This is a genomic window from Candidatus Bathyarchaeota archaeon, assembly GCA_026014735.1.
GTDB lineage: Archaea > Thermoproteota > Bathyarchaeia > Bathyarchaeales > Bathycorpusculaceae > Bathycorpusculum.
Genome location: JAOZHT010000001.1, coordinates 1,043,643 through 1,055,200 on the forward strand (window position 1 = coordinate 1,043,643; position 11,558 = coordinate 1,055,200).

Here is an 11,558-nt window from a genome sequence, read left to right on the forward strand (position 1 = left end):
TTTACGGCGGAAAATCGATGAGTGAAAAAGACGTAACTAGGTTCCTTCAGATTCTGGGTTTATCGAAGCGGGAAATCCAAGTTTACATGTTCCTCGCCAAGAGCGGCGTGCAATCCACAAGCTTCGTGGCTAAGCGCCTAAAGATGGAGCGTGTGCAGGCATACCGTACCTTCAAGAAACTCCAGGAAAAGGGCTTCATTGAAGCCACCCTTGAGCGACCAACCCGATTCACCATCGTGCCCTTCTCAGCGTTAGTAGACAACTTTATCACTGCCAAAAAAAACGAGGTTACCAACCTAAGCGAGCAGAAACAGAACCTGCTCACCGCCTGGCAATCCATCAGCGCACCCGAATCTGAGTACCCCGTCGCAAAATTCTCCATTATAACGGGTAAAAAGAAAATCCATTCAAAAATGCTTAACATGATTGAGGAATCAAAATCCGAAGTCATCGTCCTCACGACGGCGCTGGGTATAATCCAGGAGGACATCGCCGGCATTTTCGACGCCGCCATCGCGCCCTCGCAGGACCGCAACGTGCAGGTCCAAATCATCACCGACATCTCCATGGATAACTACAAAGTGGTAGAACGCATCGATCGAAACATCAGCGATGACAGTCTCAACATTAAACTCCGTCACGTCACCATGAACTCCAAGTTCTTTCCCCGTTTCCTCATAAAAGACGAGGAAGAAGCTATCCTGTATGCGCCCTTCGGCAACGAAGCCTCCGTGCTTAACCTCGAAGATGAGGGCCTCTGGATTAACGACAAAATGTTCATTTCAGTTCTCAAAGCGTTCTTTGTGCAGATGTGGCAGAGCGGTATCGAAGCGGAAAGGCGCATCGATGAACTGAAAAGCGGTGTCCCCATCGGCGAAACCGTGGTGATTAAGGATCCTGATGAGGCATGGCAGAAAGTCACCAAGGTTCTAGACATGGCTAAAGAAGATGTGGTCATAATCACGTCTTCGCAGAGTATCAATCGCTTCGCTGAGGATGACCCGCTGCTTGAATACTTCAAGAAAGGCCTCAATGTCCGTTTAATGGCATCCATCGATTTAGATAACCTTGAGCCCGCCCAGAAGCTAGCTAAGAACTACGAGGTCAAACATGTCCCCATCAGCTACCTAACCATGATGCTGGTGGATGGCAAACACCTCTTCATGTTTAAGATGCCGCCGCTAAGCGACTTTGGCGTCGAATCCGCCTTCTACTTAGTGGACACCTTCTACAGCACAGACCCCAGCCAAATCGAGCGGGTAAGCGAAATGCTCGACGACATCTGGAAACGCGGCATAGACATAACCGAAATCAGCAGCCAAGCGGGAACCAAGCTGCCTCAGGTGGAGCTGGAAGCCGATGCCACCATAGCTGACAGCGTGGATAGGATGCTGCAGAACAACGTAACCACCATCCTGATAGTTAAGAACAGTGAGCCGCTGGGAGTTCTCAGTGACCGCGAGGTGCTAAGGGGCATCATCGAGAAACATCATGATCCCCAGAGGACCCGCATAAAAGACCTTGACTACACGCCATTGATAATCCTGGAACAGGATGAATCGATGGTTACGGCTATGAAGATGATGACTAAAAAGGGCTTTAAACGTGCAGCGATGGTTAAAAATGGGCAGCTCATAGGGATGCTTACTGAGGAAGCCGCCAAAAAAGCCGCGGTGCAGATGAAAGCCAAAGCAACCTAGGCCCCTACATCATTCATTGCGACTTTTTAAAGGCAAAGAATTATTAGCAAACCAACCCAAGGCATAGCTGAGGAATCAAGCGTTGAACCCGCAAACTCCCATGATAATCGTTAATTTTAAAACCTACCTTGAATCAACCGGCGTCCATGCGCTGCAACTGGCAAAACAGGCAGAGAAGGCCGCCAAGGAAACCGGCGCATGCATCGTTGTGGCGCCGCAGCTTACTGACCTTGCCAAAATCGCCGCTGAAGTAGAGATTCCGGTTTTCGCCCAGCACATCGACCCCATAAAACCCGGCAGCAGCACAGGCCACGTGCTGGCAGAAGCCATCAAGGAAGCAGGCGCCGTGGGCACCCTGATTAATCACTCCGAGCGTCAGCTGCGCCTCATAGACATAGACGCGACGGTTACTCTTTGCCGAGCCAAGGGCTTAATTTCCTGTGTCTGCGCCAACAACCCCCAAGTCAGCGCCTCAGTTGCGGCTTTATCGCCCGACATAACCTCGATGGAGCCACCTGAACTCATCGGCAGCGGCATTTCTGTTTCCAAAGCTCAGCCTGAAATCATAACTGACACCGTCAAACTCGTCCATAAAGTTAACCCCGCCATGACGATTCTGTGCGGCGCAGGAATAGGCACAGCTGAAGATGTCTCCATTGCCCTCAAACTCGGCACAAAAGGCGTCTTGGTTGCAAGCGGCATCGTGAAAGCCAAAGACCCCTACAGCGTGCTGTGCTCGTTTGGCCAAGCTACTAAACAGTAAATCCGCGTGAATCGCTTGAAGGTTGAACCAGAATGCGAATCCTGCCTGCTTAGCCGGGCAACAATCCAAACCTACCAGGCCACCACCAACCCTGCCCTGCGGTTCCGCTGCATAGCCGAAATCACCAAGCTCCTGAACCACGAATTCAAGCCGACCTCCAACGCCGCGGAAATCGGAACAAAACGAGACCGCATCATCCGTAAACTCACGGGCTGCGATGACCCCTACAAATTCAACAAGAAGCTAGCCAACGAGAAAGCCCTCAAGCTGCTGCCCCGCGCCAAAAAGTTTGTGGAGTCAGGCTACAGCCAGCAGGACCGCTTCAAAAAAGCCTGCCTCTGCGCCATCGTCGGCAACATTATGGAGTTTGATGTTCCCGGCCACAAGTTCACGCTCAATAGCCTCTCGACGGTTATGCGGGAAGCCGCTAAGGACCTTGTCATAGACGACATCGACAAAGCCTACGAGTTGGCAAAGAAGGCGCAGGCTGTGCTGTATCTGGCGGATAACGCGGGCGAAATTGTTTTCGACACCCTGCTGGTGGAGCAGCTTAAGAACATGGGGCTTAAAGTCACCTACGTTGTGAAAGGCGGCCCCGTCATCAACGACGCCACAATGGAAGACGCTGAAGTCAGTAACATGGATAAAATCGCCGACGAAGTCATCACCACCGGCTGCGACGCAGTGGGGCTACAGAAAAAGGAGGCCTCCGCGGAGTTTCTTAAGGCCTACGATCAGGCAGAGCTTGTTTTTGCCAAAGGCATGGGATATGCGGAAACCCTCACTGAATACCAACTCACCAAACCGCATCTGCTGCTGTTGCGCACCAAATGCGTACCCGTTGCCAACTACTTCGCTGTGCCCAGAGACAAAAACGTAGCCAAACTACTCCCCTAACCCATTTTTGCTGAATTTTACGCTTAGGGTGCAACCGCTTTTTTCAGGCTCTCCGCGGCGGCTTCAGGCGGCACCGTGTTGATGTAGATGCCAGTGCTCTTCTCGAAGCCCGCCCACGTAGCCAGTTTCGGGTAGACTTCGAGGTGCCAGTGGTAGTCGCCCCTGATGGTTTGGTGGATGCCGTAGTTGTAGGGTGGATCGTTTAGGAGGCTTTTCAGGGCTGCAAGACTGGTTTTTAGGGTCTGCGCAAGCGTCTTGATTTCGTCTGCGGTGAGGTCGGCGATGTTGGCGCTGTGGCGTTTGGGGGCTATCCAGAACTCCATCGGGTTAATGCTGGCGTAGGGTGCAAAAACCACGAAGTCGCTGTTCTCAAAAATCAGCCGCGGACCCTTCGCTTCACGCGCTATGATGTCGCAGAAGAGGCATCTGCCCTGCTCTTTGCGGTAGGCTTGGAGGGCTTTCTGCTCCTCAGCGATGCACTTGGGAACCATCGGGGTGGCGATGATTTGGCTGTGCGCATGAGTCATCGATGCCCCTGCTTCTAAGCCGTAGTTGCGGAAAATCGACACGTACGCCACGTAGCTTTTGGCGCTGAGCTCTCGGAAACGGTCGATGTAGGCGCCCAAGATAAGTTCGACCTGAGAAAGGGGAGCAGTGGAGGGTTCCTCGCCGTGGACGGGGGTTTCAATAACGACTTCATGGTGTCCGATGGCGTAGCCGAAATCGTTGCCCTGGAAAACCTGCTCAGTATCCGCCAGCTGCTGGGGTGGGGTGAATGCCGGGTAGAGATTGGGGATAACGCGGACCAGCCAATCCTTGGGGCGCTCTCCACCTTGCGGGTCTTGGCTACGAGTTACTTCTCCGTTTTCTTTTTTGATAAGCAGAACGGCAGGCGGCGTCATGTGCTCGTTTCCTACGCACATGGGGCACGTGGAGTTTTTGGTCGCTGGCGGATGCGGCTTGGCTAAATCGATGGGGCGTTTTGCACGTTCAGTGGCGATGACGACCCAGCGGTCGAGAAGGTAATCTTTGCGAAGCTCGTTGTAGGGCATACAAATCAAGATAGAACAGGACGCCCATGATTTAGGCGTTTCTAAATTCGCCTCCATAGGGGTAATTTGCGTAAAATATATTTCGCCGCTGAAATGCATGCTACTAGCGGGCAGTTAGCTATTGAGTGGCATAAACGACTGGGGAGGGTTGGTTGCTAGGTGTGGTTTGCTTCAAAAGAGGCTTAATTGATTACGCGCCGCTTTCGCTGATTTTGTTGGGAGCTGCGCTGGTTGCCTTTTCGATGGGGCCCTACCAAACTTGGGATACCCAACTTGAGTTCGAAGCCGCCTCCAACGTGGTAAAGATGGGCGTACCCTACGTTGAGGGCTTCGGCGCAGTCATCGACGAGCCGCCACTGGGTTACTACCTTGAAGGGCTGCTGTTTAGGGCATTGGGGACCTCGATGACTGTGGGTGTAGGGGCGGTTACTTTTTTCGGGCTGGCTTGCGTTGCTGTAATCTACTTTCTGGGCAGAGAACTCTTCAGTAGATCCACGGGGGTCTTTGCCGCGGCGCTTCTGAGCTTAAACCCCTGGCACCTTGCATTGACCCGCATCTTTCTAATAGACGCTCAGTGCCTCTTCTTTAGTCTGCTCAGCCTCTACGTGGGCGTTTTGGCTATTCGTAGAGACAGCCTTAAACTTGCTTTGGCAGCGGGGCTTCTTTTTGGCGCGGGCTTCATGACAAAGTTTTATGCAGTATTCGCGCTGATCCCCCTGCTAATATTCTATCTTCACTCAAAACCCCGGGATGCAAAACGGGCCTCTGCCAAGTTAGCGGCGTTCGCGCTGCCTACCCTTGCGTTTGCGCTGCTTTGGTATCAGGGGGTTTTGGGGCGTTCGCTGCTTTCAGTTTTTGTCCACAACGACTTCTCAAACACAGTCCCTGCCGCCACGGGTGTGGTTACCTCGCCGTTTTTTGCCGCCAACTTTATGGTGAACTACGGCTTAGGCTTGTATGTGTTGGCTGCGGCGGCGTTTTCTTTGGTAGTTGGGTTTTGGTTTCGACGGGATTTGTCTAAATCATCTCCGGCTGATTTAGCGTGTGTGCTGGCGGTGCTTGCTGTTTTGGGTGTTAACACCTATTTAGGCGCCGTTTTGAACCTAAATATTCCCTATATCGGCGCAGTCAAGTATGAATACCAAGCTTTGCCCTTCTTTGTGTTGCTGGCTGCTTCTCTGGCGGTAAAGGGATCAACTCTTCTTTCTTCAGCTAAACCTATGCTTCCTAAGCGTCGGCTGCCGATGGCTTTTGTTGGAGTAGCCGCTGTGCTTCTGCTTGCAGCCGCTTTACTTTCAAGCATAAATTCAACAAACATGGTATCCCAACGCGACTATTTGCAGTACCGCGTGGAACCCAACGTCGACTACGGCTACGCATTCTCAACACCTGCCCCCCTGAATAGCCAAAGCCCCCTTATGGCGGTTCAGCTGCTGGGTTTTGGTTTGGTGCTGGCTGGGCTGCTTTTTGCTTTTAGGCAGAGAGCTTTAGGGTTTGCTTTTATGTTGAAAGGTTTTATATCCCAAGCCGTGGGAATGGTAAACACTACCTGCCCCGCTGAGACCATGATTACCCAAACAAGTAACCCCTCTGGAGTTTCTCGGCTGAAAGCTGCCTTAACCAAGTGGCGAGTGGCATTCCTGCTCTTCGCCCTAGTCTACGGCGCTGTTCTGCTGCTCTGCACCCAGCATTACCCCTTAGAATGGGACGAAGTTGTCCACCTCAACGGCGCCCTTTTTCTGCAATCCGGAAACTACAGCAGCTTCATCGACACCGCCTTCTACCCGCCCCTCTTCGATTGCCTAACCGCCCTCTCCTTTAGCGCCTTAGGCATAAGCCTCTTCTCGGCAAGGCTGCTCTCGGTGCTGTTCGGGGTTCTTGCGCTCTGGCTGGTCTTTGAACTTACCCAAAAAATGTTTGATTCCAAAACCGCCCTGCTCGCCGCGGTGCTGCTGGCAGTTATGCCCGGCTACTTTTGGCTGTCGCGGATGGCGCTGCTGGAAACCATGCTGCTCTTCTTTATCCTGCTCTCCCTGTTTCTCTTCTACCAGTGGCTGCAGACCAAAAAGGACCGCTACGTTTTCTTTGCTGGAGTAGCGGTTGGACTGGGCGTTTTGGCTAAGTACCAGATGGTTGTGGCGCTGGTGGTTATGGCGGTGAGTTTGCTGTTTCTTGCGAGGGGACAGCTTAAGCGGGCTTTTTTGCGGTTTGCGTTGCTGATAGCTTCAGCGGTGGTGGTTGTGGTGCCTTGGGCTGCTGCGGCTTATCAAGTGTATGCGTCGGCGCTTTTTAGCCAGTGGCTCTATGCCCTGCAGGTGGGTAACCCCGAGAAACTGGCGTATAGCAGCCGCTTCCCCGCGCCCATATTCTACCTCATAGATGTGGCATGGCCCTACGAGAGCTTCCACCCCATCTCCATCGTCCTATATGGGCTGGGGTTGGCTGGGCTGGTTTTTCTATTGCTGCGCCGCCGAAGTGCCGACAAATTCGTCCTCATCTGGTTTGCCTGCATCTACCTCTTCTTCACGTTAATCACAAACAAGGAGTGGCGTTATGTGCTGCCGCTGTTTCCCGCCTTAGCAATCGCAGCCTCCGCTTTCATTATGTTCCTGTTGGGCAAAATCGGCGGCTGGAAAACAAGCGCGCGCTTGGAGCGTAAGCGGTTGCGTAAGGTGGCGGCGGCTGGCTTGGCGGTTTTGGTTGCCGGTGGAGTAGCCTACAGCATCTATGAAACTTACTCGGTGGAATCCTATTTTGATATCCAAATCAAGTTGGAGCCCGCTACAATCTACGCTATGAACCAAATGCAGAATAACCAGTCCATCCTGGTGCTCTGCCCCTTCAACTTCTTCAGCCAAGACATGATACGCTTCTACCTTGCCAAAAACGGCAACGACCAAATCCGTGTCAGCCAATACCCCGCGCAGCCCGTCGATACCTATACGCCGCAGTTCAACATAACCGAACTCATCGGCCTCTGCAAACAAAACCATGTTAAGTACCTCTTCGCCTACGAAAACGGAGGAACCACTCCATACTATAATACTACACTAAATCTTCAGGAAATTTTTGTGCAAATCTATGCTTCAGGCAATTTCAGCGAGATTTCAACGCAAGCCACCTTTGGCGCTAACCCACGCAGGGTAATGGTGCTGACTTTTCTGGGTTAGAATCAGTCGGATTTGCTATTGAGGTATCTTGTCTGAGGCGGCATTCACCCTCAACCCTGTACCCGCCAACTTGATTAAGAAAGCTATGCTTTACCAAATAAACCCGATTACCCAACCAGAAATCTAATATGGCGATAAAATAGTTTGATAGCATCGCGGGGCAGAATATGACAGCAGAGAACGCTTACAGCGCGGATTTTCCATCCGAAGTCATCAGGGAAGGCAAAGTGCAAGTGCTGGTGCCTGACCTTAAAGCCTACGGCGTAACCCCCAGCGACTACGCGCCCTCCAAAGCCCCCGTCTTCTATAACCCCGTCATGGAGTTCAACCGCGACCTCTCCGTGCTGGCGCTCAGAGCCTACCGCCACATGATCGGCCACGACGTAACCATCTGTGAGCCACTCGCCAGCCAAGGCATCCGCGGCATCCGCTATGCCGCAGAAGTCGACGGTGCAGAGGTGCTTATCGGCGACATCAGTAGCAAAGCCGTTGAAGTTGCCCAGCACAACATAGAATTAAACCAGCTTCAAGAAAAAATAACGCTCAAGCACAGCGACGCCAACCGCACACTCATCCACCATGCCTCGCCCAAGAAACGCTTCGATGCAATCGACATCGACCCCTTCGGCACCCCCGCGCCGTATTTGGAGTCGGCGTTTCGCGCCCTCAAAAACAAGGGGTTGCTGGCGGCGACGGCGACGGATCTCGCGCCCCTCTGTGGCGTCCACGCAAAAGCCTGCCTGCGCAAGTATGGTGGCAAGCCATTGCGCACCGAGTACTGCCATGAGTTGGCGGTTCGGCTTTTAGCGGGTAGCATGGCGGCGGCTGCGGCAAAGCAGGATGTCGGCATCCAGATTCTGTTCAGTCACAGCAGCGACCACTACATCCGCGTCTACGCCCAAATAGGCTACGGTGCCAAACGCGCGGATGAGAGCCTCAAAAGCGTCGGCTACATCCTTAACTGCTTTAGCTGTATGCACCGCGAAATCGCCCACAGCCTCTTCGGCTGCCCCACGTGCCATGAATGCGGGTCGCGCATGGATTGGGCAGGGCCGCTTTGGACGGGGAAAATCGCGGATGAAGCCTTCGTGGAGCAAATGCAGCTGGAAAACCAAACTGCCGCATTTAGGAACCACGCAAAAATCGCCAAGCTCCTCACGCTAATCAAAGCCGAAGCCACAATGCCCCCAACCTACTACGTCATCGATAAACTCAGTGGAAAACTCGATTTGCCCGCCCCCGCAAACCAAACCTTCCTCTCTGCCCTGCAGCAGTCAGGTTTTCAAGCTGTGCTTACCCACTTCAACCCAAGGGGCATAAAAACCGACGCCCCAGCATTACACTTACACAAGATTCTTCGGAAACTCGCCGCTCAATAAGCAGTACTTGGGTTTTGAGCATAAATTCTTAAGATACCTCAATTAGATATGCGCTATTGAGAAGATGCATTGCCTTAACTATTTCGTACAAATAGCGTTGGATGACAGGCTCTGTGGTAGATGCGGTGCCGCTGTGAAATCGCAGCTACCCCAAAGCCAAGGCGCTGACGCTGAGAAAGGTAAGCCCGAGTCTAATTTGTCAATTGCTTTACGTTAGGCGTAGGTGTGGCTTTGTTCGTTGTGGGAATTTTCATAGCTTTAGCCCTCAACAGCTTATACTATCAGCAGATCAGCTATTTGGAATCTGAGGGCTTACAGGTAAGCATCTTTTCATCTGGCTTCAATGACATGATTTTCCTAATTGCCACTGGAGCCCTAATTACCATCATGGGCTTATCCATGCTGGTGCTGGGCAGTCTAAGCTACTTCAGCAGAACCGTCAGAGAAGGGATGGCGAGAAAAGATACCTCCGCCCGTATAGGCAACGGGTTAATGACTGGCGGATTTATTGCTACTGCACTCGGCTCCGCTAACTTAGTAAAACAGTTCTACCGGCAATCCAGCGTAGGCTAGTATGAACCTGTCTTGTACTTTTTCATAATTGGGGGCTTAGTAGCAGTTTTCCTCGGCGCGCTTTTAATCCGAAGCTCATACATGCGCAGTCTTGCTGCAACAAAAGTTTAAAGGCGAAACCGCTGTTTCTAACAGTTAAGTAGTGAATAGTCATGAATGACAGAATCGCAGTTATCGGCGCAGGCATGATGGGCAGCGCCATAATCAAGAGCCTCCATAAAGGCGGCTACGGCGGCAAAATCACAGCCGTCGACATCGCTGTTGAGAAGCTCAAGGAACTCGAAGCGCTGGGTATAGGCGTTTCCACAGATAACCTGTTTGCCGCCGCACACGCCGACATAGTTTTCGTTATCGTTAAACCCGCTGACGTAGCTAAGGTGCTAAAGGAAATCGAAGGCGAAATCAAGGGCAAACTAGTCATATCCGTCGCAGCCACGGTGCCCCTGAGTTTCCTTAGAAAGCATGCTTCCGACGCAAAAATCGTGCGGATAATGCCTAACCTCTGCGCGATGGTTCAGGCTTCCTACACGGCGTTCTGCTGCACCGAAAACGTCACCTCAGCCGACAAAGAAAAAGTCCGCACATTGCTGGGCATGATGGGGAGTTGCGATGAGGTTGACGAGAAATACATGGATGCCATCACAGCGGTCAGCGGAAGCGGACCAGGCTACATGAGCATCATCATCGAAGCCCTCACATACGCAGGGTTGAAAGTGGGCTTGCCCCGTAACATCGCCCAAAACTGCGCAGCACAAACCGTGATGGGCACAGGCAAACTCGTCACCGACATGCAGCTTGACCCCGCAAAAATAAAAGACATGACCACCACCCCCGGCGGAACAACCATCGAAGCCATCTATCAGATCGAGCAGAGCCAAATCCGACCCGCCATGATACGAGCCATCGAAGAAGCCACCAAAAAAAGCCAAACCATCCGAGAAAAACTCAACCTCACATAGGCCCAGCCATGTTTAACGCGGCAATTTTTGATTGGGACGGCACCTTAGCAGATACAAGACCTGCAATCGTGGTTTCCTTCCAGCGGGCACTCAAAGAAATCAGCCTAACCGTCCCCACACAGTACATCGAACGCAGAATCGGCATTGGTGCAGCGGAGACTTTCCGCGCCATTCTTGAAGCAGCTAACAGGCGGGTAGATGAGAAAGTGGTTAAGCAGCTTGTTGAACGCAAAAGCCAAATCCAGATTCAGCTAGCCGACGAGGTTGCGCTGTTTGAGGGCACACGGGAGCTGCTGGCGGCGCTTCAGGGCAAAGTGAAGGTGGGGTTGGCGTCGATGAATAACCGCAAAGTCATCATGCATCTGCTTGAGGTTAAGGGTTTAGCGGACTGCTTCGATGCGGTTTTAACGGTTGAGGCAGTTAGCCGCTCTAAGCCTGACCCCGAGATTTTCCTCCGAACCGCCGAGCAGTTAAAGGCGGATCCGAGTGCCTGTGTGGTCTTTGAGGACTCGATTTTCGGGGTTAAAGCAGCCAAATCCGCTGGGATGAACTGTGTGGCGGTTACAACCGGCGTCTACGGCGGCGAGGAACTTGCCTCCGCAAATCCTGATTTAGTCGTTAAAAACCTGCTGGACCCCCATATTCTCGATTTCGTGCTTAGATGAACTGTTGCTTGTTGTAGTGCACGCGCAGTCACATAGCTTTAAACATATTTTAAATACAGTATAGAATGCTCTCAAACACTGAAAGGAAGACCACGTTTTGACAGAGTCAAACAAAAAAACCGCTCCTATATATCAGGTACTGCTACTCGACAATGACAGCAGCCAAAACGTAGAGGTCCATGAAGCCGAAAACGTTGATTTCAGCAAAGTAAAAATGCATCTGCAAAGCGGCGGCTCAGTCTTCATCACCAGTCGCGCAACACAGAAGCTTCTGCCCTCTTTTAAGGCGCAGACAAACTACAATCGAAGCCGAAAAACGCTTGGAATACTCTTCCATCAGCACCTGAGAAGCCAATGACCATGTAGCGTGCATCCACAGATTCCCTTTACCCCCCTCTCT

Annotated in this window: 10 protein-coding genes; 9 read left to right on the forward strand and 1 reads right to left on the reverse strand. The window is 52.2% G+C overall.

Going from position 1 to position 11,558, the window contains the following annotated elements; translation table 11 throughout:
* Positions 1 to 17: 17 nt before the first annotated feature.
* The 3 genes from NWE93_05400 (at position 18) to NWE93_05410 (ending at position 3,360) form a co-directional block, all read left to right on the forward strand.
* Positions 18 to 1,700 (forward strand): CBS domain-containing protein, encoded by a 1,683-nt coding sequence (locus tag NWE93_05400; protein MCW3999654.1) that lies wholly within the window; start codon positions 18 to 20, stop codon positions 1,698 to 1,700.
* Positions 1,701 to 1,800: 100 nt separating this feature from the next.
* On the forward strand, positions 1,801 to 2,463 hold the full coding sequence (gene tpiA, locus NWE93_05405) for a triose-phosphate isomerase (protein MCW3999655.1): 663 nt from the start codon (positions 1,801 to 1,803) through the stop codon (positions 2,461 to 2,463).
* A 15-nt stretch (positions 2,464 to 2,478) separates the two neighbouring features.
* Positions 2,479 to 3,360, forward strand: a complete 882-nt coding sequence (locus NWE93_05410; protein MCW3999656.1) for an ARMT1-like domain-containing protein — start codon at positions 2,479 to 2,481, stop codon at positions 3,358 to 3,360.
* A 23-nt stretch (positions 3,361 to 3,383) separates the two neighbouring features.
* On the opposite strand, the gene NWE93_05415 is transcribed toward NWE93_05410, so the two are convergent.
* Entirely contained in the window at positions 3,384 to 4,469 is a 1,086-nt protein-coding gene (locus NWE93_05415) for a DUF4921 family protein (protein MCW3999657.1), read from the reverse strand.
* 104 nt (positions 4,470 to 4,573) lie between these two features.
* Between NWE93_05415 and NWE93_05420 the strand changes: the two genes are divergently transcribed.
* The 6 genes from NWE93_05420 to NWE93_05445 all read left to right on the forward strand — a co-directional run bounded on the left by NWE93_05420 (position 4,574) and on the right by NWE93_05445 (position 11,516).
* The gene (locus NWE93_05420; protein ID MCW3999658.1) at positions 4,574 to 7,582 is read left to right on the forward strand and encodes a glycosyltransferase family 39 protein; all 3,009 of its coding nucleotides are present in this window, start codon (positions 4,574 to 4,576) and stop codon (positions 7,580 to 7,582) included.
* A 167-nt stretch (positions 7,583 to 7,749) separates the two neighbouring features.
* Positions 7,750 to 8,961 carry a tRNA (guanine(10)-N(2))-dimethyltransferase gene (locus NWE93_05425; protein MCW3999659.1) on the forward strand — a complete coding sequence of 404 codons (1,212 nt, stop codon included), beginning with the start codon at positions 7,750 to 7,752 and terminating at the stop codon, positions 8,959 to 8,961.
* Positions 8,962 to 9,186: 225 nt separating this feature from the next.
* Entirely contained in the window at positions 9,187 to 9,534 is a 348-nt protein-coding gene (locus NWE93_05430) for a hypothetical protein (protein ID MCW3999660.1), read from the forward strand.
* Between the two features lie 152 nt (positions 9,535 to 9,686).
* On the forward strand, positions 9,687 to 10,493 hold the full coding sequence (gene proC, locus NWE93_05435) for a pyrroline-5-carboxylate reductase (GenBank protein MCW3999661.1): 807 nt from the start codon (positions 9,687 to 9,689) through the stop codon (positions 10,491 to 10,493).
* An 8-nt stretch (positions 10,494 to 10,501) separates the two neighbouring features.
* The gene (locus tag NWE93_05440; protein MCW3999662.1) at positions 10,502 to 11,158 is read left to right on the forward strand and encodes an HAD family phosphatase; all 657 of its coding nucleotides are present in this window, start codon (positions 10,502 to 10,504) and stop codon (positions 11,156 to 11,158) included.
* A 97-nt stretch (positions 11,159 to 11,255) separates the two neighbouring features.
* Positions 11,256 to 11,516: a hypothetical protein gene (locus tag NWE93_05445; protein MCW3999663.1), complete on the forward strand. Its 261-nt coding sequence runs from the start codon at positions 11,256 to 11,258 to the stop codon at positions 11,514 to 11,516.
* Positions 11,517 to 11,558 lie beyond the last annotated feature (42 nt).